Below are 21,590 nucleotides of genomic sequence, written 5' to 3' on the forward strand. Positions count from 1 at the left end.
GATGCCAATTGCGAATTCATCAAATCGGATGTCCTCTGGCCTTGGATCCCGCCAGAATCCCTATCGGTTTTGGGAAACCTTTTTGTCGGTTTCGGTCGTCGCGGTTTGCTTGGTCCTTGCCTGGGAAGGACTGATTCGCTGGGGAAATATTCATCCCATCCTGTTGCCGCCACCGAGCCAGGTTTTGCAAACGGCTTGGGAGAATCGCGAACGGCTTTTTCAGGGCAGTTTGATGACAGGCTGGGCGGCGCTGGTTGGGTTATGCCTTAGCGTGACCATCGGGTTGATCATTGGGATTTTGTTCAGCCAGTTCCGTGCGCTGCGGATTGGCTTTTTCCCTTATGTGATGTTTTTGCAAACGGTTCCCATTATCGGTATCGCTCCGCTCTTAGTCACGTGGAGCGGGTATCAGTTCAGGACGGTCGTGTATGTAGTGGTAATCATCAGTCTGTTTCCGGTCATCAATAGTGTGACGGCGGGATTGATGGCGACCGATTCGGCGGGGCTGGATTTGTTTCGGCTGTACGGAGCCGGACGCATCAAGACGCTATTGAAATTAAGGCTTCCAGCGGCGGTGCCAGCGATCTTAGTGGGAGTTCGCACCAGCGGTGGGCTGGCGGTCATCGGCGCGATTGTCGGAGATTTCTTTATCGGTTTTGGTGGTAGTCACGACGGTTTGGGAACTTTGATGCTTAGTTGGTTGAATCAACAACATACCGCCTCGCTGATCGCCGCCATGTTCGCCAGTGCAGCCGTTGGGTTGGCGATTTATGGCCTGATCCATCTGGTTTCGCTATTGCTTTTAAGGCGATGGATCCGCGTCTAAAGTTGTGTGTCGCCTTTCGCTCCGCGAAAGAACGTTCTGTTGAAGCTACTTTCGCAGGGGACGTGAAATTTAATGGTGACGTATTGCCGGTCTGTCCACGCTCTGGCGAGCGCGGCGACGGCAGTCACGTTGCTGCCGTCGCCAGGCGGTGGTTCCTGCTGCACGTCCCACCCTTTTGCGTTTCACCTTCGCAGGCGATTACTTGCTCGTGGGCGTTTCGCTTGGTACTTGTACCACGCGCTGTTGCGATTTGATTTCGTCCATGATCTGTTTTTCGACCGTTGGGGCCCAGGCGGTTGGAAGGCCGTAGTAGACCATGGCTCCTCCCCCTTCGTAGCCTCCCTCTTGGAGGACTCGGCGCGATGGAATGTAGGCCATCACGTCGTTGGAGTATCCTGCGACCCACGTCGGTTGCTCACGTGTTGCTTGGATGGCAAGCGAGTAATCAACAACCACTTCGCCACCTAAGAAAACGAATTGCAGTTGCGAACCAAGACTCCAGGTTTGAATCGGGTAGGGATAGGTTGCATCTAGGCTTCCGTTGTCGGCTAGCTGCTGTTTCAGTTGTTTTCCTCGAGAGGCAACGAAGCGATCTTTGGATTGAATCTGTTGGTCAATTTCGGCTTCGGTAGGAAGGGTACCAAAGGCTAGATCGATTTCGCTGTAGGTTGTTTTTAGGGTTGGTTCAAGCGGCAGCATTTCGGTCGTCATGATGGCTGCGTCGACAGCTGTCGCCAAGCGGCGCCCGTAATGTGCGGCCAATTCAGGTGTCCGTCGTGGGAGTGGGTTTTGGTCGGCACCGCAGCCTGCCCAGAACATCGCTTGGCAACCCGGATAGATGGTCTCCAATTCTTGTTGTGCAAATCCGGGATAGTCTCCGGACCAAAGTTGATCACCAAGGGTGGTGGCGTGGCAGGCATAGCCAAATAGGATCGCTTGCAATTCGTTGTTGTTGTCGCGGACCGTCAGGACGGGGACGCTGTGGTCGAAAGGTCCAGCCAGGGTGCCTGCGGTTCGCCGGCTGGGGACCTCTGATTCGGGGCGATTGTCGCGACGATTGGTGGCAAAGGTCGCGGTGGAAAGTCCGTAGGCAAGTTCGCATTCTTGTAGGTTGGCAACCGCCTGTTCGCTGATTTCGACAATCGTTTTCTGAAGCGTTTCGGTGTACTTTTGGATGCTGGCTTGCTCGGTTTCGGACGCGAGCGAATAGTGCATCGTGCCAAGCAATTTTCCGACGACGGGGCCGGTGTGGGTATGGGAAGTACAGATTGCGATCTGTTCCCGTTTTAGGTCCAATTTGTCTTCCAGTTCGGCGCAGATTGCCGAAGATAAGCTGCGGTCGATGCCAACCAAATCAAGAGTCAGGATCAATCCACGGTTGCCGGTTGCGTCCTGGAGGACAAGGGCTTTGGCCCACAGTTCGGTACGTGTGCCCGAAGCGGGGTCGGTCCGGCTGGCATAGCCGGACATTGGCATCGGGTGAGTCGGAGTGATCGTGGCTCGGGCGGCACCGGCTTGCCAGGTCGCGGGGACCGCGTCGGCGGCAAGGATTGGACTTGCCGCGACAAAAAGAAGGAGGCTGAATAGGATCGGCATTTTGTTTGACATCGCGGAACCTCGGTGGGGAGCATGAAGGAGGGAGTACCGAAGATTCTAACGTTTATTCTGACGCCGGGGGCTCCTTTTACGGTGCGTCGCAGTCTCCTTCACCGCGGTGCGTCCGGACGCTGTAGAGGTCGGTTCGGCGGTCACGCCAGTTCTGCACCGATCCTTGTTGGCGGTGGCGTCGCAAAACTTCCAGGTCGACATCGTGAATGATCACGGTTTCGATATTGGGGTTCGCCTCGGCTCCGATCCCATCGCGAGGGAAGACGACATCGGCAGGGGTGAAGATCGCCGTTTGGGCGTAGTGGATATCGGCATTTTCGACGAACGGCAAATTGCCCGTGCAACCGGCGATCGCTACGTAGACATGGTTTTCGACGCAGCGAGCCTGGGCACAGGTTCGGACCCGCATGTAGCCGTGTCGATTGTCGGTGTTGAACGGAACGAAAATAATGTTCGCCCCTTTGGAAGCGGCGATACGTCCCAGTTCGGGGAATTCAACGTCGTAGCAAACCTGGATCGAAATCGGGCCGCAGTCGGTATCAAAGACCTCGATCGCGTCTCCGCCGATAACACCCCACCAACGTCGCTCGCTGGGGGTGATGTGCAGCTTGTACTGTTTTTCGATGCTCCCATCGCGACGAAAAAGGAACGCGACGTTGTAAAGTTGTTCGTCCTCTACAACGAACTGCGAACCTCCGATGATGTTGCAGTCAAAGGAGACCGCCATGTCGATGAACAGTTCGAGGTACTTGGGCGTGAATTCGGCGAGTGCACGAGCCGCAGTGCCGGGGCGCTGAGGCGGCATGCAGGAGAGAAGCTGCGAAGTGAAGAGTTCAGGGAATAGCAAAAAGTCGCATTTGTAATCGCCAGCGACATCGACGAAGTAGCGCGCTTGCTGGGCAAATTCGTCGAAGTTGGCGACTGTTCGCATTTGATACTGAACCGCACCGATTCGGACCGGTTGGACGTTTCGACGAAATCGCCGGCCGGATCCCACCTGGACGTCCAGGTTCTTCCATTCGAGAAAGGTCGCATAGCCGCAGCTTTCGACATCCGACGGGAGGTAGTTGGGGATCAGTCCCTGAAGGGCAAAGCCGTTTGCAATTTGAGCGGTTAAGACAGGGTCGTATAGCGATTTGTTAATGACACGTTCAACGTATTCGCTTGGTTTCATCTCCTCCGCATGTTTGCAGTATCCAGGGATGCGGCCGCCGATGATCATCCGGGTGACCTGTCGTTGTCGGCATAGTTCTTTCCGTGCGGCGTATAGGCGGCGGGAGAGTCGCATCCCGCGATATTCTGGATCGACCATCATTTCGATCCCGTACATCGTGTCTCCGTCGGGACGATGATTGCTGATAAAGCCCGAATCCGCGGTCTTCTTCCAGTCATGCCATTCGAGGTTGTCGTCGTAGTTCAGCAGCAAGCTGCTGGAGGAAGCGGCGACTCGGCCGTCGATTTCGATCACAAATTGGCCTTCTGGAAAATGTTTCAGCTGGCTTTCAATTTGGGATTTTCCCCATGGCTCCATATCAGCAAAGCATTTTTTTTGCAGGACAACCAGAGCGTCATAGTCTTCGATTCGCATCGGGCGGACGATGACATTCCATTCAAAATCGCTTAGATCAATGTCAGATGGGGAGTTCATGTAAGAAAAACAGTCCTTAGGTTAGGTGGTGTCTGAGGTGCGGGCGAGCCGCGCCGCTGGGCTGCAAAATCGATTCGCTACTTTGTAGCGGATCATCGCGAGACGTCCTGTCGTATTCGCCCAAAATTTCAGGTATTTCCCTCGCTAGGTTGTCTGTCGGTTTTGTGATTGTCGACTTTCGCATCCCTTGCAAAAGTATCGGCCGCAAACGCTACCTACGGTTGGTCGTGACAGCAATGCAGCAGGAACCACCGTCTGGCGACGGTAGCGACGTCACCAATACTTTTTTCTTCCCGGAGAGACGACGCTACGGCCGACGTTCTGCTTGCTTGGCGAAAGCAGGCAAGCCTGGCGTTTCAGCCTATGGGGTTACCAATTTGGATAGCATCAGGGTTGCCATTCCCAGAACGAGAAAGAACCCGCACATGTCGGTTACGGTTGTTAGCAGGGGGCCGCTGGCGACTGCAGGGTCGACGCCGAAGCGTTTGAGTAGCAGTGGGACCGTCCCGCCGATAGAAACCGCGATGATCGTGTTGGTTAGCAGGGCGACTCCGACCACCAATCCCAGATAGAGATTGCCATTAAACACAAACGCGGCCAGGGCCACCAACAACCCGAGGACGGTACCGTTGATCAGGCCAACGCTGACCTCCTGCCACCAGACTCGAAAGGCTTCGGTGGGGCGGACCAGCCCAAGGGAGAGTTCTCGCATGCTGACGGCGACCGCTTGGTTTCCGCTGCAACCACTCATGTCGCTGATGATGGGTAAGAAAACCGCCAGGGCGATCACCGCTTCCAGCGTGTCTTGGAACATTGCGATGACGCTGGCCGCCCCCAGGTTCAAGAAGACATTGATGCTAAGCCAGCTGAGCCGTCGTCGGGCTCGCAGCCAGATCGGCATTGTGCGAAGTTCTTCACCGCCGACGATCCCCTGGCTCTTGAGGTAATCACTTTCGACTGCTCGAGTCGCTTCATAGTCGACCGCATCGCGATGGATGACCCCTCGCAGGTGGCCACCCGCGTCGATCACCGGTGCCCCCAGGAAAGAGTGGTCATCAAAAAATTCGACCAAGTCTTCCAGCGAGGTGGAATCGAAGACAGACAACGGGTTGCGGATCATGATCGTGGCGATCCGTTCGGATCGTTTAGCGAACAGCAGGTTGCGCATTGGGATCACGCCGATCAGACGGTCTTCGCTGTCGCAGACATAGCCGTACTGAACGTCGAAGTCGCTGTATTCGTCTTCGTTGGCACTCAGTTGATGGATGACTTCGGCGACCGTCATGTTTTCATGAAACCGCAGGACTTCACAGATCATCAAACCGCCAGCGACATCGTCCGCAAAGGATGTCAGTTCGCGAACGGCGGCCGCTTCGTCGTCGGGTAAAGCCTGTAGGATCGCTTCGGCTTGCTCGCTGCTGACGTCGCCCAGAACGTCGGCTTGTTCATCGCTATGGAGTTCGTGAACGATCGCTGCGGCTGTATCGACCTGCAGCATTCCGATCGTGTTTGCTGCTTGCATTTCGGGCAGGCAACGAATCAGTTCCGCAGCTTCTTCGGCAGAAAGGGCTGTGAGGACCTCGGAGCGTTCGTCCTCGCTCAAGCGGCTGAGGGCTCTTGCTTGGTCGCCCGTGGAGAGCTGTTCGACGCAATCGGTTAGCTGTTGGGGATCCCCGCTACGGGCATGTCGAAGCAGATCCTCCCAAGGGCGATCGTTGGCTTCGGGGGCGTCCGGCAGCGTGGAGTCTTGTGACATATTGGAAGTCATCAATCGATTGCGCGTTCAAAACAGATCGGTAGTGAGCGTGGTATGATAGAGAGTATCAAACTCTTTCTTTTTCTATCACCCGGAATACTTGCAACATGAATCGCAAAATCAATCGACGAAATGCTTTGCTGACTTCGATGGCAGCCGGAGCCCTGATGGTTCACGGGGGTGCCGGTCGTCGACTGTCGGCAGCGGAAAGCCCCAATGAGAAACTGAATTTGGCCTGTATTGGCGTTGGAGGACGAGGGGCGGCGAACGTGAGTGGCGTGAAAAGCCAGAATATGGTCGCCTTTGTCGACGTCGACGCAAAGCGTGCAGGGAAGACGTTTGAATCTTTCCCGAATGTTCAGCAGCTGACGGATTACCGCAAGTTATTTGACCAGTTCGGAAGCAAGCTGGACGGTGTGGTTATTAGCACGCCTGATCATACGCATTTTCACCCCGCTTACGCCGCGATGCAGTTGGGGATTAACGTTTATCTGGAAAAACCGCTCGCCCACAACGTCTGGGAAACAAGAACGCTCACCGAACTCGCTCGCTCCAAAGGTTTGGCGACTCAGTTGGGCTCGCAGCGGCATGCAATGAGCAACATGCACCGGGTGGTTGAGTGGGTTCAGAGCGGAGCGATTGGTGAAGTCCAAGAGGTTCATTCCTGGGTTGGCGGGAGCCGTGGGATGCCCGATTTCCCGACCGACAATCCTCCGGTTCCTCCGGAGCTGAATTACGATCTGTGGCGAGGTCCGGTCCTCAATCCGCCGCGTCCCTATCACCCCACGATTTGCCCTTATGGCTGGCGTTTTTGGTGGGATTTCGGGACGGGAGAAACCGGCAACTGGGGCTGCCATATTCTCGATATCCCCTATTGGTCATTGCAGTTGACCAAGCCAACCCGAATCAAGGCAAGTGGCCCGGAGCCCGATGCCGAGCGGACTCCCAAGGCGATGCATGTTGAATACCAGTTCCCTGCGATCGACGACCATGCAACCCTTGGCAAGCGAGGAGCCGTGAAATTGCACTGGTACCATGGCACGCCTCCGATCCTGAAGGAAAAGGGGCTGGATGCTTCGGGCAATAACACTTTGATGATCGGTTCAAAGGGAATGTTGCTGTGCGGGTTCTCTAAGCGACAGTTGTTGCCAGAGGATCAGTTCGCCGATTACAAGTCGCCTGATGAGTTCATTCCTGATTCGCCAGGCTTCCACAATGAGTGGTTGAATGCATGTCGCGGAGGTGAAGCGGCGACGTGCAATTTTGATTATTCAGGGCCGATGGCCGAAACCGTGTTGTTGGGGAACGTCGCCTATCGAGCGGGGAACTTTGACTGGGACGCCGAAGCCCTCTCGACCGGCGATAATCAAGCGGCACAGGCTCTCATCAAAGAAGCCTACCGACCAGGCTGGGAAATCGAGCAGTCCTAGAGGATCGCAGATTTTCGAAGAGTGCAAAGCAAGGGTAGGTCCGGTTCGCACCGGCCCTGCCCTTTTTTTAGCGGCACGGCGCAAGGACGTGCGATTTATAAGTGAAGAAAGTCTGGCTCCTCTCGCCCTCAAAACAAGCTCGCCTAAAACAGGTTTGATCCTGGATCAACAGTTCGCCAGATAATTCAATTAATGGCGATTCAAAAGCTTGTTTTTGGGGAGAGGGGCCGACAGCGTTGGGCTAGGCGTGGAATAACCGCTTGGAATGCGGGGCGTTCACCGCGTCTTCGCTGCAAAATCGCCGCCTGGAAATCTCCCCCTCTCCCCCAGCCCCTCTCCCCCAAGCAAGCCCCGCTAAGCCAAACAAAGAGGCAGAGATCACGCAATGAACTAGCAGAGATTTCCTCCGCAACAAAGAGCTTGCTTAGGGGCGAGGGGAGCCAGACTTTCGTCAGTTATAAATTTCACGTCCCACGCGAAAGAACGCTCCCTCCAGGGCGCTTTCGCTAGGGACATGCAAAGAATGAGCAAAGAAAGTCTGGCTCCCCTCGCCCTCAAAACAAGCTCGCTTAAAAACAGGTTGGATATTGAATCAACGGTTCGCCAGCTAGTTCAGTTGAATGCGATTCAAAGGCTTGTTTTGGGGGAGAGGGGCTGGGGGAGAGGGGGCCGACAGAGGTAGGCAAGGCGTGACATAACCGCTTGAAATGCGGGGCGTTATCGGGGCCTGCACTGCAAAATCGCCTCGCAGAAAACCGCTCGTTTCCCTGTGGAAACGGTCAAGGTTGGATGATGATCTCTCGTCTTGCGTTTCCGCTTAGGAAAACGATCCGGCTGGCTTGTTCTTTTGCTCGTGTCTGCTCGATCGCTTCTCGCAGGACCTGCACGGTGTCTGCGGGACGTCCGTTGACCGCGACGATCACATCTCCGATGCTTAGCCCTGATCTTGCAGCGAGGCTCCCTTTTTCGACTCGAGTGACCACTAATCCGGTGTCCAGGTTCGTGTAGCCAAGCTGCTGCGCCAGTTGTGGGTCGATCGGCCTGAGGATGGCTCCGATCCCCGCGTCGCCAGGTTTGAACATTGCCATTGCTTGGCGACTGCGGGTTCCCAGGGTGACGTTCAGTTGCAGGGGTTGCCCGTTGCGCGTGATTTGCATCTTCAGGACGCTGCCCGGGCGTTGGGAGGCGACGTGGTTGCGCACGGCGGTCCCGGAGCTCATCCGCTTCCCGTTAATCGATGTGACAACGTCGCCGGGTTGTAAACCTCCGAGGGCCGCAGGTTGATCGTTCAAGACACTGATGACCAGTGCCCCGGTGCTGGATTGGATTCCAAATTCCTTTGCCAGTTGCTCGTTTAGGTCGCCAACTTGGGCTCCGAGGAATCCTCTTTGGACCGCGCCTGATTCGATGATCGAGGTGACGACCATGCTTGCCATGCCGCTGGGGATTGCAAAGCCAATTCCATTGGAGCCACCGCTGCGTGATTCGATGGCGGTGTTGATGCCGATCACTTCGCCTTGCAGGTTGACCAGGGGGCCACCACTATTGCCGGGGTTGATCGCGGCGTCGGTCTGGAGGAAATCTTCGATTCCTTGGCCGCTGCCGACGATCCCTTGGACTCGATTTTTGGCGCTGATGATCCCGGCTGTAACCGTTTGTTCCAGTCCAAAGGGGCTGCCGATCGCCAGCACCCAGTCGCCGACCCGAATCGCTTCGCTATCGCCCAGTCGGGCGGCCGCGTAGTTGGTACCTTCGATCTTGATGACTGCCAAGTCGGTTTCCGGGTCGGTTCCCATGATCTTTGCCGCCAGTCGTCGCCCGTCGCTCAGTTCCACTTCCAGTTCGTCGGTCCCTTCGACCACATGGTTGTTGGTGAGGATATAGCCATCGGTACGAACGATGACTCCACTGCCCAGTCCTTCGCGTTCTCGCGAGCGGGGGGGAAGCTGTCCGAAGAAGTCCTCAAATCCGGGCGGCACATTTCCGCCACGGACCTGTTCGGTTGCGTGGGTGTGGATACTGACGACCGTTGGACGCATCGCATCGGCGACATTTCGAAACGATTCCGACAGGTCGAGTGCCGTCGAATTATTTAGGCGGGAGAGTGCGGCGGTTGGGGCTTGAGCGATTGCGTCATTTTGGAGGGTTGCTGGCAAGCTGAGGACGACGCTGGTAAGCAAGCAGCCCAGGAGCATTGCGGCAAGCGTTAGGCTGAGGGTTTTCCAAATGTTTTGCATGAGAGAAATTCCTTTTGCTAGTCCATAACGAAAGCCAGCCACCACGAAAAATCGTGCTGGCTGGCCTGATTCGATAATCGAAAGATTCGCGGTGTTTAACGTTTGCTAAACTGGGTGGCACGACGTGCACCACGAAGACCTGGTTTCTTACGTTCTTTCATTCGCGAATCACGCGTCAGGTAACCACCTTCGCGTAGTTCGTCGTGAAGTTCTTCGCTGAAACTGACAAGGGCACGGGCTAGGCCCATTCGGATGGCGCCACTTTGTCCGGTGATTCCACCACCATTCACTCGTACGATGACATCAACTTTGTCGCTTTGGCCAGCCGCTTCAAGCGTTTCGGCAATCGCTTTGCGATGTTGTTCGTTTACGAAGTAGTCTGCGATCGTTTTTCGGTTGACCGTGATTTTACCGTCACCGGGGCGAACTCGAACCCGTGCAACGCTGCTTTTGCGGCGCCCGGTACCGAGGGCGTCTCCGTTAATTTTGTCTTTTTTGACAGCGACCATCGTATGAATTTATGCTGGATAGGTAGGTTGTTGGACTTAAATGACAAACGGTCTGCAGGAGAAGTTTAGGAAACTTTCTTGCTGGTCCGTTGCAGTGGTTGGCACTGTTGAGCTTGATGTGGGTGCTCAGGACCTGTGTAGACCTTCAGTTTTTTCAGCATCTGAGATGCCAATTTGTTTTTTGGAAGCATTCGGCGGACCGCGTGGATCAGCAGGTCTTCTGGTTTGCGAGCTTGGCGATCGCCGTAGCTTTCCAAACGCAAACCGGTGTAGCCGGTGTACCACGTGTAGTGGCGGACGTCCATTTTCTTGCCGGTCATGCCGATTTTGTCGACGTTGGTCACGACCACGAAATCGCCGCAATCGACGTGTGGGGTGTACTCAGGACGATGCTTGCCCATCAAAACCACCGCGATATCGCTGGCCAGACGTCCCAAAACTTCATCGGAGCCGTCAACGACGTACCAACTTTTATTCACTTGGCCCGCTTTGGCCATGTATGTTCGCTGCGCGACCATGGTGGTGTACTCGTACCCTAAGTGTGTTGCTTTAATTTGCTGCACGATCCTCAGGCAAATGCCTCGAGAATTCGGTTGCAGTTCTACTGGCTTTTTAAGAACCACAGAGTTTATCGGCGGCTGGTCATACCGGCAAGGCCGCAAACGGGTCCTTTTCTCGGTACTTTTAACGAGCGGCGGTTCATTCGCTAAATTTAGCCGCCTTCGGTCTCGTTGAAACCCCGGTGAATCAGCCTCGGAGGAACGTTTGTATGGGTTCTAGGGTGGGATTGGGAAGTTTGGACGTCTTTGCACGCCGACGGGTTCGTTTTGGGCGGCGAGGAAAGTTTGTTTGAGGACGATGCCGGTTTGGGGCGGTTTGGGGAGATCGGTGGAGAGAAAAGGGGTATGGGAAGTCGCGGGAGGCCCATGATGTCACGGTTTGTTGATCTAGTGATTGTCGCCTTTCGCTCGTCCCCCGCGAAAGAACGCTCCTTTGAAGCTGCTTTCGCGGAGCGGAAAGCTGACAGCCTTTCTCCGCTTTCGATTGAATCCCTAAGCCGGTCATCGAGGAGAGCGAGTGTGTTTGTTTTCGGAGGCAGGGGCTCGGAGGCTAAATTGTGTGAGCCGGTGTGCGGCTGTTTTTCGGCGACCGCAGCGGGCGGATGCACTTCCGGCAATTTACTAGCGTCACAATGGTGCCCTTTAGGGAAGGTCTACTGACGAATCTGCTTGAGAGTCTTGGTTTACCGGAAAAACTTGCTAGCAGGTGCTAACAGTTCGAGCCGTCACTGGGCTAGAATCGCCGCTTCATCGGATATTCAAGTGTTGCTGCGCCGATGCGTTTGGCGGCACTCATTCCTTTCTTCCCCACCTATCACTCCAGATTCGGACATCGGTCATGGCATCTCAAGACACTCCGTCTCCTAGTTCTCAAGCGGTCAAGGGAGGCTCTTTAATCATCAGCCTTCTGTCGATCATGATGTTTCTTCAGTTTTTTGCTTGGGGAGCTTGGTTTGCAACCCTTTCGGTGGCAATGGATTCCAGCCTGTTAGGCGCCTTTATCGGAGGCGCTTATGCAGCGGCTCCGATCGCTGCGATTTTTGCTCCCTTGTTCTTAGGGTTGGTCGCTGACCGTTTTTTCCCTTCGGAGAAGGTGATGGGCGTTCTGATGGTGGTCGGAGGCCTGTTGATGTTTATGGTCCCGGGGGTCGCTGGGAGTGCGTCGGCTTTTGCAACGGAGTCGCTGGCTCAGTTCACCAACAGTGCTGGCGAAGTCGATTCCGATGGCTTTAATGCCTATCAGGTGGCGGAGAATGGTTCGGGGCAGTTGTTGGTTTGGCTGATTTTGGCACATTTGCTCTGCTATATGCCGACGCTTGGGCTGGGCAATACGATCGCGTTCACGCATATCCCTAGTCAGGATCAGTTTCCCAAGATTCGAGTCTGGGGAACCATCGGCTGGATCACCGCGGGGCTGATGTTGGGGGCGTTAGGTTGGTCGGCCTCTTACAATATTTTCTGGCTGGGAGCCGTCAGTTCGGTCGCGTTGGGGATCTTCTGTTTCTTCCTTCCTCACACGCCTCCGCCGCTGAAGGGGCAGCCGATGGATTTGCGTTCGCTGTTCATGGTTGATGCTTTGAAGCTGATGGCCGACCGCAACTTCTTCATTTTTGCACTCTGTTCGACTTTGATCTGTGTTCCCTTGGCCTATTACTACGGGATGACAGGGACTTATTTGAATCAGACGGGGTTTGCTGAAGCCGGAGCGACGATGACGATCGGGCAGATGTCCGAGATTTTCTTCATGCTTTTAATCCCGTTCTTTTTCCGTCGCCTTGGAGTGAAGGTGATGATCATGGTCGGGATGGCTTGCTGGGTGCTGCGATACGCCTTGTTCGCGTACGGAGCTCCCGATCAAACGACCTGGATGCTGTTGTTGGCCGTGGCGTTGCATGGGATCTGCTATGACTTTTTCTTTGTCACCGGGTTTATGTATACGGACAAGAAAGCGCCCGCTGCGATTCGCGGGCAGGCTCAAGGGCTGTTGGTCTTTCTGACCCAAGGGGTCGGCATGTTCTTCGGGTACAAGATCATGGCCGGTGGCAGTCTGTTTGGTGTGATCCCGCTGAACCTGACATTTGGTCAGTACGGTGAACAGGTTCAGACCGCCAAGTATGTCGAAGCCCTTTCGGTGGCTCGTGGGACCGGTGAGGAGCTGGGCTTCTTCCAAAAGTTTACGCAGATGTTCTCTCGTGAGCTTCCCGAAAGCCTTGATCCCGGTTTGCTTGCGGAAACGATGGGGCAGTGGAAAGATTTTTGGCTTTCCCCCGCGATCATGGCGGCCATTATCTTGGTCTTCTTTACTTTGACGTTTTGGGACCGGACGGAAGCCGCTCCGGAGGAATCGGTTGTCGATCCTTCGGAACTTGTGAAATAAGTCGGTCCTTGCGATCGCTTCCGGGGGGCGTCAGAATGCTCTCTGAATGGTTCATTTGCAGTTCGTTAATTTTTTTGGAGCTTTGCCGATGTCGCGTCCGGTCACCTTGTTCACGGGCCAATGGGCCGATCTGCCGTTTACTGAGATGTCTCAGATGACCAAGGATTTTGGCTACGATGGCATCGAGCTGGCTTGCTGGGGCGATCATTTTGATGTCAAGCAAGCCTTGGAAGATGACAATTACTGCAAAGAAAAGCGTGCGGCCCTGGACCAGTTGGGGCTGCAGTGCCATGCGATTAGTGCTCACCTAGCCGGTCAGGCCGTCCTGGATAATATCGATTCGCGTCACCAAGCGATCCTGCCGGATTACGTTTGGGGCGACGGCGATCCCGCGGGCGTGAATGCTCGAGCTGCTGAAGAATTGATGAATTCCGCCCGAGCGGCTCAGAAATTTAACGTGGAAGTGGTGAACGGGTTTACGGGAAGCAGTATTTGGCACCTGCTCTATTCCTTCCCTCCTGTTCCTCCATCGATGATCGATGCCGGTTTCGATTTGTTGGCCGAGCGGTTCAATCCGATTCTTGATGTGTTTGGGGAATGCGGCGTCAAGTTCGCATTGGAAGTCCATCCGACCGAGATCGCTTTTGACATTCATTCGGCGCATCGTGCTTTGGAAGTGCTGGAGCACCGTCCCGAGTTCGGTTTCAATTTTGATCCCAGCCATTTGATCTGGCAGGGAATCGATCCCGTTCAGTTCATTCGTGAATTTCCCGATCGGATTTTCCACGTCCATATCAAGGATGCCAGTGTCACGCTTGATGGTCGCTCGGGGATTAACTGCAGTCATTTGAATTTCGGTGATCCTCGGCGCGGTTGGGATTTCCGCTCACCAGGTCGTGGGGATGTCGATTTCGAAGAGATCATTCGTGCTCTGAATGTCATTGGCTACACCGGGCCGCTTTCCATCGAGTGGGAAGATAGCGGGATGGAGCGGACCTTTGGTGCGACCGAAGCGTGCGAATTCACCAAGAAACTGGACTTTGCACCTAGCAATGTCGCGTTTGATGCCGCGTTTGACGACAAGAACTAACCCTCGTTATTTGAATTGAGTTCGGTTTAGCATGCAGGTTACCGTGAACGGACAGACGGCTGAATTTCCAGACGGATCGTCGATCGTGCAGTTGGTCGCGTTAGCCGATGTGCCGCCAAATTATTTGGCGGTCGAAGTCAACGAAGACGTGATTCCTCGCGATCAGCACGATACCTATGTGCTGAACGAAGGCGATCAAGTCGAAGTCGTTACGTTGGTCGGAGGGGGCTGAAGTGAATTCCAAGCCCCCGGTCGGCGGACAAGCCGATTCCAGCGATTCGCCCGAGCCAATTGATAAGCCTCTGACCGTTGGTGGGCATACGCTCAGCAGCCGTCTAATTGTCGGTACCGGACGGTATGACACGATGGAGGTGATGCGGGATTCGCTTCATCAATCGGGGGCTCACTGCGTGACCGTCGCGGTCCGTCGAGAAAAACTGTACGACAGGACCGGTCAGAATATTCTCGATTTCCTCGATCTGGAGCGGTATATCCTGCTTCCGAATACGGCTGGTTGCTACAACGCAACCGATGCGGTGCGGGCGGCAAGGCTGGGGCGTGAAATCTTGCGGACTCTGGAAAATCCCGGAGCTGATTGGGTGAAGCTGGAAGTGCTGGGCGATACGAAAACCCTGCTGCCAGACCCGGTGGAAACGATTCGAGCCTGCGAAGAGCTGGCCGCCGACGGATTCCAGGTCCTTTGTTACACCAGTGATGATCCGGTTACGGCCAGGCGGTTAAAGGCTGCTGGGGCTGCGAGTGTTATGCCTGCGGGGAGCCCCATCGGTTCGGGGCAGGGACTGTTGAATCAAAATAACCTGCGGATCATCCTGGAGTATTTAAAAGACGACGATCCGGATTATCCCGTGATCATCGATGCAGGGGTGGGAACCGCCAGCGATGTTTCGCAAGCTTTTGAGCTTGGCGCAGACGGGGTTCTGTTGAATACCGCGATCGCTCATGCCAGGGATCCCGTGCGAATGTCGCGGGCGATGCAAGCGGCGACCATCGCCGGCCGCGAAGCCTATTTGGCGGGGCGGATCCCCAAGCGGCTGTATGCAACCGCAAGCAGTCCCGAAGAGGGAGTGATCAGTTCACGTCCCTACGGCAGCCAGCCTCTATAGAGCCGAAGAAGGTTCGGAGCGAGTCGCCCAGAGTAGGCCGGACCAAAGAGCGACAGCGATGCCGTTCCGGCGACCGCTTCCTATTTGGCGGGGCGGATCCCCAAGCGGCTGTATGCAACCGCAAGCAGTCCCGAAGAGGGAGTGATCAGTTCACGTCCCTACGGCAGCCAGCCTCTATAGAGCCGAAAAAGGTTCGGAGCGAGCCGCCCAGAGTAGGCCGGACCAAAGAGCGACAGCGATGCCGTTCCGGCGACCGCTTCCGGCTCTTCGGATGCTAGCTCATCGTGTGGTCTCTGCATCTTTGTTTGGTTTGGCGGAGCTTGCTTGCTGGAACGTCTCATGTTTCAAGGGGGAATGTCACGTCTTGGCCCGGCTCTGTCGGCCCCTCTCCCCCAGCCCCTCTCCCCCAAAACAAGCCTTCGGATCGCAGTCAATTGAACTAGCTGGCGAACCGTTGATTCAATATCGAACCTGTTTTAAGCAAGCTTGTTTTGAGGGCGAGGGGAGCCAGATTCTTGGCTTGCTCTTTCTTTGCTTGCCTGTTCTTTCGTGTCCCGAGCAAAAGGCGACGCTCGCTAGATCGCCAGCCATCAAGCGGTTTGGCCGTCCGCAAGGTTTCAGGAGCCACAGCCGGACAGCACGCGCCGTTCCGCTACCTAAAGTCCGCACCGCCAGCGGCACTCCTTCACTCCTTCACTCCTTCACTCCGTGTCTCCGTGTCTCCGTGTCTCCAGCCTCAGCTAGCATTAACCCCGTCACGTTAACCTAGGCGACTTACAGACTACCTTGTCGGTTATCCGGCCCCTTGGGTATTTTCGGAACAACAATAATGACAGGAGTGACCAATAAAATCGGAAAAAACCTACCAGAGAGGACCCTAATCGGTCGACATATTCTTTCGGACAAGCATTTCTTGTGTCAGTTCACGAGGACTACGCGATACGCCGCAGAGGAAGTGACGTATCGATCGGAATGCTTAAATGTATGCGGCTCAACCAACGACCCAGAGTTCGTGGCCAGCAGCCAATGCAGAGGACCTAAGGAGGGATTCGATGCGACGTTTCTTTTTCGCAGCGGCGGTGCTCGCACTGGCTGCTACATGTCCCATCCAAGGATGGGCCGGCGATCGCGAGATCGCAGAACAGATTTTTAACCGCTTGAAAGTTCAGCGAGACGCTGGTTCTTTACAAGGGTTTCAGTTGGATATGAAAGTTGAAGAGGGCGTTGTTCTCTTCAAGGGCAAGGTTCGCCAAGCCTCTCAAAAGCAGTTGGTACTGTCAGCTGCTGAAGGTGTTGATGGAATTTCGAACGTGGTCGACCAGATTCAGGTCGAGCAAGCTGAGGCAGAAGACTTTTCGCTTCGTGACGCCTTGCAGGCAGAAGTTGCCGAGCCGGTTGTTACCACGGCGAGCCCTGTTGCTTTGCCTCATCCGTTGGCGATCGACTTCCAGCGTGGCTATGACGCTCCTGTAGCGGGCCCCGAAGCGGTTCTTCCTGTTGCGGCTCACGAAGAGGGAACGGCTGACCAAGCGGTCACCAGTTCGATCGTGAAGTTGCTAGGTCGAGCTCAGCAGGAAGGGCATTTGCGTGGATTTGGCGTCGATGTGACCACTTCGAACGGGGAAGTCTTGCTAAAAGGCCAAACCAGCTCGGCAGCTCACAAAGACCTGATCATCGATCTGGCTCGGAATACTCCCGGAGTACGCCGAGTTGTGGATGACATCGCGGTTGCCGGAGCGACTCCGATCTCCGCTTTGAATGATCCTTCGATGAGCCAGGGTGTTCAGCCTGTCGCTCATCCAGCGATGCAACCGGCTCCAATGCCTGGTCAGGCACCGATGGCGGCATCGTACCAAGGTGGTGGGATGGTTCACGGCGGAATGCAAGGGCAACCCGTTCCTTCGGCACCTTATGCTGCGGGACAGGCTTCGCCTCGCTACGACCAGCCATACATGCCAAACTACGCTTGGCCTGGCTACGCCGCCTACCCGAACTACGCTGCGGTTAGCTATCCACAGCAGTACAGCCCTTCGGCTTGGCCGTACATCGGACCCTTTTACCCTTACCCACAGGTTCCATTGGGATGGCGTAAAGTCAGCCTTGAATGGGATGACGGTTGGTGGTTCCTAGATTTCACCGACAAGTAAACAAGTCGGAAACGGACGAATCAGGTCCTCTGAGTCCATGCAATGCCTCGCTTCGAGAAATCGAAGCGAGGCATTTTTCGTGGGTTGTTCCGAATTTGTGGCACCCCTTGGGTTAAAACCAGGGGATTTCTATACTCTGGGATTCTCTCGCTAGCTGCGGAGGCATCCTTAGATGAGCCAATCCAGTCCTAATCATTCGCCCGCCGAATCGGCTGCCGACGCATTTACTGATGAATGCATCTTGGTGCTCGATTTCGGGTCGCAATATGCTCAGTTAATCGCGCGTCGCGTCCGTGAGCAAAATGTTTATTGTCGAATCGTCCGGCATGATTTGTCCGCGGAGCGGATTGCCGAATTAAAGCCGAAGGGGATTATCCTTTCCGGGGGCCCATCAAGTGTCTATGCAGAAGGGGCACCGCGTTGTGATCCCAAGCTGTTTGAGCTGGGGATTCCCGTGCTGGGAATCTGCTACGGGATGCAGTTGATGTGCGAAGCCCTCGGTGGGCAAGTCGAACATACGCTGACGCGTGAATATGGACGAGCTAGCTTGTCGATCGGCGAAGAGCGTCAATTGTTTGCCGGATTGCCGGAAACAATGGACGTCTGGATGAGCCACGGAGACCAGGTGTCGGGGATCGGCGAAGTCTTTGATTCGCTTGCCGCGACCGATACCTGTCCGTACGCCGCAATCGCCCATCAGCAGCTTCCGATCTTTGGAATGCAGTTTCACCCCGAAGTGACGCACACTCCCCTGGGCAGCCAGGTTCTGCACAATTTTGTGATCGGGGTGTGTGGCTGTGAAGGGACTTGGCACCTTTCGGATTTCGCCGATTCGTTGATCGATCAGGTGCGTCAGCAGGTCGGGCAGCGTCGAGTCATTTGTGGGCTTTCCGGCGGAGTCGATTCGTCGGTCGTCGCAGCCTTGTTGTACAAAGCGATCGGGGCGCAGTTGACCTGTATTTTGATCGACAATGGCTTGCTCCGCAAAGACGAACAGAGTGCGGTGATTTCTGAATTTACAAACCATTTCAAAGCCGATTTGCGAGTCGTCGACGCCGAGGATCAATTCCTCGATGCGTTGAAGGGAATCGATGAGCCTCAGGAAAAGCGACGCCGCATCGGCGCCGCCTTTATCGAGTGCTTTCAGGCCGAAGCCGAATCGATCGAGGATGCCCATTTCTTGGCGCAGGGGACGCTTTATCCCGATGTGATCGAGAGCGGAGCTGCTGCCGACGGGCCCGCGGCAACCATCAAATTGCACCACAATGTCGGCGGTCTGCCAGAGAAGCTTGGGTTCGAGCTAATCGAGCCGCTACGCGATCTGTTCAAAGACGAAGTACGCCGTCTGGGTGAAGAACTGGGGCTGCCGCCCGCTCTGGTTTGGCGGCACCCATTCCCCGGTCCAGGCTTGGCCGTCCGTTGCCTTGGAGAGATCACGCGGGAAAAATTAGATGTGCTCCGCGAAGCGGACGAGATCGTCGTCAACGAAATCAAAGCGGCCGGTTTGTATCGTCAGACCAGTCAGTCGTTTGCGGTCCTGCTTCCCGTCCAGAGTGTCGGGGTGATGGGGGACGCCAGGACTTACGAAAATGCGGTAGCAATTCGCAGCGTCAATACCGACGATTTTATGACAGCCGACTGGAGTCGCTTGCCATATGAATTGCTTGCCAAGATGAGCACCCGAATCATTAATGAAGTCAAAGGGGTTAATCGTGTTTGTTACGATATCAGTAGCAAACCCCCCGCAACTATCGAGTGGGAATAAATGAGCCAACACTACATTTTTCAAGTTGAAAATCTCGTAAAAAAACACGGCCCTAAGGTCGTCCTGAACGATATTTCTCTCGCCTTCTATCCCGGTGCCAAAATTGGTGTCCTGGGACCAAACGGTGCAGGGAAATCGACGCTGATGCGGATCATGGCTGGGCAGGATACCGAATTCGAAGGTTCGGCTCGGTTGGCGAAAGGTTACACGGTCGGTTACCTGACTCAGGAACCTGATTTGGATGAAACCAAAAACGTCAGAGAAAACATTGAAACGGCGGTTCAAGAGCGTCGAAAAACGCTCGATCGTTACAACGAAATTAGCGTTCTGCTAGGGGAGATCGATGACCCTGACCAGATGGAAAAGCTATGTGACGAAATGGCGAAACTGCAGGACATCATCGATGCCGAAAACCTGTGGGAACTTGATCGCCAAGTCGAAATCGCGATGCAGGTGATGAATCTGCCCCCCGGCGATGCGGACGTTACCAAGCTGTCCGGTGGTGAACGCCGCCGCGTGGCACTTTGCCAAATGCTGATTCGGCAGCCCGATTTGCTCCTGCTGGACGAGCCGACGAACCACTTGGATGCCGAATCGGTCGCTTGGCTGGAGCAGCATCTGCACAAGTATCCAGGAACCGTCGTCGCCGTGACGCACGACCGCTATTTCTTGGACAACGTCGCCCAGTGGATTCTGGAAATCGATCGCTCTCGGGCGTTCCCGTTTGAAGGGAACTACACCGCTTGGCTGGAGAACAAAGACAAGCGGATGAAGATCGAAAAGCGACAGGAAAAGGCTCGCGAACGAACGCTCTCGCGCGAGCTGGAATGGATCCGGATGAGCCCTAAAGCGCGGCAAGCGAAAAGCAAAGCCCGTATCAAGGCTTACGAAGAAATGTCCCAGCAGTCGTTCGATGAACAACCAGATGATTTGGAAATTCAGATCCCCTCGGGCCCGCACCTGGGCGGAGTCGTGATCGAAGCGGAAAAAGTAAATAAAGCGTTCGGTGAAAAGGTGCTTCTGGAAGACCTTTCCTTCCGTTTGCCTGCCGGTGGCATCGTTGGGGTTATTGGGCCCAACGGAGCTGGTAAGACGACGCTGTTTCGGATGATGACCGGTCAGGATAATCCTGATTCGGGAGCCCTTCGCGTTGGCGAGACGGTGACGATGGGCTATGTCGATCAAAGCCGCGATTCGTTGGACCCTGTCAAAACGGTCTACGAGGAAATCAGTGGCGGACATGAAACATTTGATATGGGCGGACGCGTCATGCACGCCCGCAGCTATGTTTCAAAGTTCAACTTCAAAGGCCCCGACCAAGAAAAACGCGTCGGCAATTTGTCGGGTGGAGAACGGAACCGTGTGCACCTAGCCAAATTGCTACGCCAAGGTTGCAATGTTCTGCTGTTGGACGAACCGACGAATGACCTCGATGTCGATACGCTTCGAGCCCTGGAAGAGGCGATCATGAATTTCGCTGGGTGCGTCGTGGTTACGAGCCATGACCGCTGGTTCTTGGACCGCTTGGCGACTCATATCTTGGCCTTCGAAGGGGACGGGTACGTCCACTGGTGTGAAGGGAACTTTGAAACCTACGAAAACCAGCGACGCGAGCGCCAAGGCGATCAGGGCGACGAGCCTCGTAAGTTCCGATACAAGAGCATCCACGCTTAAGTTGATGGCAATAAAAAAAGCTTGGAGACCAATTGGTCTCCAAGCTCAATAAAAGAACCGCAATGAAACGCTATGAATATCTGGGAATAATCAGCGACTAATTATTAGTTCTGCAGCGAAGTCAGGACTTCATCTGATGGTGCGAAGCGAGCTTCCCAGTCGACTTGCTCCAAGAACCGAAGAGCGTGAATGTAGCGATTGCTGTCGATCCCGTCACGCCCTGCTTCAAGAATGCCCTTCATCGCTTCAATTTCTTCGTGGATCTGGTCGTAGTTGCGACTTCCCCAGCCGGACGTGTCCGCCGACCGAGCACCGAGTAATTGCTGCACCGTTTCGCGATGCGACTTGAACACGGCCGCATCCAGTGGGTAGGTCCAGGTGATCTGCCCTGTCTGGGGATCGTACTGGTCAGTGGATAGACGGTCAGGGCTTCGCGAAGAAGCCAGTTTCTGATAGCCCTCCATGTCCAGTGGTTTGCGACGGTAGCGTTCTTGGTGGTCGTACCACAGATCGCGTCTCGCGTAACGAGCTTCGACTTTATTGACCGAGTTCTCGATCGCTCGGCGATAGGCTTCCTGGTAGTTCATCGCGGAGAGGGAGTTGTAGTAGTTCGCTTTGCCAACCCCTTCGGCATACGCGCCAGCCCCTCGTAGTGCTCCCTCGGTCGACGTGCTGCTGTGGTCTAGCCAGCTGAAACCACTGTCGGAGTATGCGATCGCAGGTCCATAGCCTCCGCTAGGTCCGGTGGCAGGAGCTGCTTCTTGGCCGTAAACGACGGCCAATGCGAGGCAAGTAAAAAGGCTGGTTAGTGCAATGCGGTTCATTTTAATTTCGTCCTA

At 55.2% G+C, this 21,590-nt stretch carries 16 protein-coding genes; 9 read left to right on the forward strand and 7 right to left on the reverse strand.

The window, feature by feature from the left end:
* The first annotated feature begins 28 nt into the window (after window positions 1-28).
* The gene (locus tag FF011L_RS06160; protein WP_145350794.1) at window positions 29-826 is read left to right on the forward strand and encodes an ABC transporter permease; all 798 of its coding nucleotides are present in this window, start codon (window positions 29-31) and stop codon (window positions 824-826) included.
* A 198-nt stretch (window positions 827-1,024) separates the two neighbouring features.
* Here the strand turns inward: FF011L_RS06160 and FF011L_RS06165 are convergent, their stop codons facing one another.
* The 3 genes from FF011L_RS06165 to mgtE form a co-directional block, all read right to left on the reverse strand.
* Window positions 1,025-2,434: a neutral/alkaline non-lysosomal ceramidase N-terminal domain-containing protein gene (locus FF011L_RS06165; protein ID WP_145350795.1), complete on the reverse strand. Its 1,410-nt coding sequence runs from the start codon at window positions 2,432-2,434 to the stop codon at window positions 1,025-1,027.
* Between the two features lie 76 nt (window positions 2,435-2,510).
* On the reverse strand, window positions 2,511-4,082 hold the full coding sequence (locus tag FF011L_RS06170) for a bifunctional GNAT family N-acetyltransferase/carbon-nitrogen hydrolase family protein (protein ID WP_145350796.1): 1,572 nt from the start codon (window positions 4,080-4,082) through the stop codon (window positions 2,511-2,513).
* A gap of 361 nt (window positions 4,083-4,443) precedes the next feature.
* Complete coding sequence (gene mgtE / locus FF011L_RS06175) at window positions 4,444-5,838, reverse strand: magnesium transporter (protein ID WP_246109767.1); 1,395 nt, start codon at window positions 5,836-5,838, stop codon at window positions 4,444-4,446.
* Between the two features lie 107 nt (window positions 5,839-5,945).
* Here mgtE and FF011L_RS06180 point away from each other — a divergent pair, with 107 nt between their 5' ends.
* On the forward strand, window positions 5,946-7,268 hold the full coding sequence (locus FF011L_RS06180; RefSeq protein WP_246109768.1) for a Gfo/Idh/MocA family protein: 1,323 nt from the start codon (window positions 5,946-5,948) through the stop codon (window positions 7,266-7,268).
* Window positions 7,269-8,047: 779 nt separating this feature from the next.
* Here FF011L_RS06180 and FF011L_RS06185 read toward each other — a convergent pair.
* From FF011L_RS06185 to rplM, 3 genes are all read right to left on the reverse strand, one after another.
* Window positions 8,048-9,505: a Do family serine endopeptidase gene (locus FF011L_RS06185; RefSeq protein WP_145350798.1), complete on the reverse strand. Its 1,458-nt coding sequence runs from the start codon at window positions 9,503-9,505 to the stop codon at window positions 8,048-8,050.
* Between the two features lie 95 nt (window positions 9,506-9,600).
* A complete protein-coding gene (rpsI, locus tag FF011L_RS06190; RefSeq protein WP_145350799.1) occupies window positions 9,601-10,014 on the reverse strand; it encodes a 30S ribosomal protein S9 in 414 nt (137 codons plus the stop codon).
* Between the two features lie 65 nt (window positions 10,015-10,079).
* Window positions 10,080-10,532: a 50S ribosomal protein L13 gene (rplM, locus tag FF011L_RS06195; protein WP_145350800.1), complete on the reverse strand. Its 453-nt coding sequence runs from the start codon at window positions 10,530-10,532 to the stop codon at window positions 10,080-10,082.
* 880 nt (window positions 10,533-11,412) lie between these two features.
* On the opposite strand from rplM, the gene FF011L_RS06200 reads away from it, so the two are divergent.
* From FF011L_RS06200 to ettA, 7 genes are all read left to right on the forward strand, one after another.
* Entirely contained in the window at window positions 11,413-12,951 is a 1,539-nt protein-coding gene (locus FF011L_RS06200; protein ID WP_218933044.1) for an MFS transporter, read from the forward strand.
* Window positions 12,952-13,039: 88 nt separating this feature from the next.
* Window positions 13,040-14,041, forward strand: coding sequence for a sugar phosphate isomerase/epimerase family protein (locus tag FF011L_RS06205; RefSeq protein ID WP_145350801.1), 1,002 nt, complete (start codon window positions 13,040-13,042; stop codon window positions 14,039-14,041).
* Window positions 14,042-14,072: 31 nt separating this feature from the next.
* On the forward strand, window positions 14,073-14,273 hold the full coding sequence (thiS, locus tag FF011L_RS06210; RefSeq protein ID WP_145350802.1) for a sulfur carrier protein ThiS: 201 nt from the start codon (window positions 14,073-14,075) through the stop codon (window positions 14,271-14,273).
* 1 nt (window position 14,274) lies between these two features.
* Window positions 14,275-15,165: a thiazole synthase gene (locus FF011L_RS06215; RefSeq protein ID WP_315851702.1), complete on the forward strand. Its 891-nt coding sequence runs from the start codon at window positions 14,275-14,277 to the stop codon at window positions 15,163-15,165.
* Between the two features lie 1,052 nt (window positions 15,166-16,217).
* A complete protein-coding gene (locus FF011L_RS06225) occupies window positions 16,218-17,312 on the forward strand; it encodes a BON domain-containing protein (RefSeq protein WP_145350803.1) in 1,095 nt (364 codons plus the stop codon).
* Window positions 17,313-17,484: 172 nt separating this feature from the next.
* A complete protein-coding gene (gene guaA / locus FF011L_RS06230) occupies window positions 17,485-19,077 on the forward strand; it encodes a glutamine-hydrolyzing GMP synthase (RefSeq protein WP_145350804.1) in 1,593 nt (530 codons plus the stop codon).
* The gene (gene ettA / locus FF011L_RS06235) at window positions 19,078-20,751 is read left to right on the forward strand and encodes an energy-dependent translational throttle protein EttA (protein WP_145350805.1); all 1,674 of its coding nucleotides are present in this window, start codon (window positions 19,078-19,080) and stop codon (window positions 20,749-20,751) included.
* A gap of 104 nt (window positions 20,752-20,855) precedes the next feature.
* On the opposite strand, the gene FF011L_RS06240 is transcribed toward ettA, so the two are convergent.
* Window positions 20,856-21,575 carry a hypothetical protein gene (locus FF011L_RS06240; RefSeq protein ID WP_145350806.1) on the reverse strand — a complete coding sequence of 240 codons (720 nt, stop codon included), beginning with the start codon at window positions 21,573-21,575 and terminating at the stop codon, window positions 20,856-20,858.
* Between the last annotated feature and the right edge of the window lie 15 nt (window positions 21,576-21,590).

The organism is Roseimaritima multifibrata (genome assembly GCF_007741495.1).
Classification (GTDB): Bacteria; Planctomycetota; Planctomycetia; order Pirellulales; family Pirellulaceae; genus Roseimaritima; species Roseimaritima multifibrata.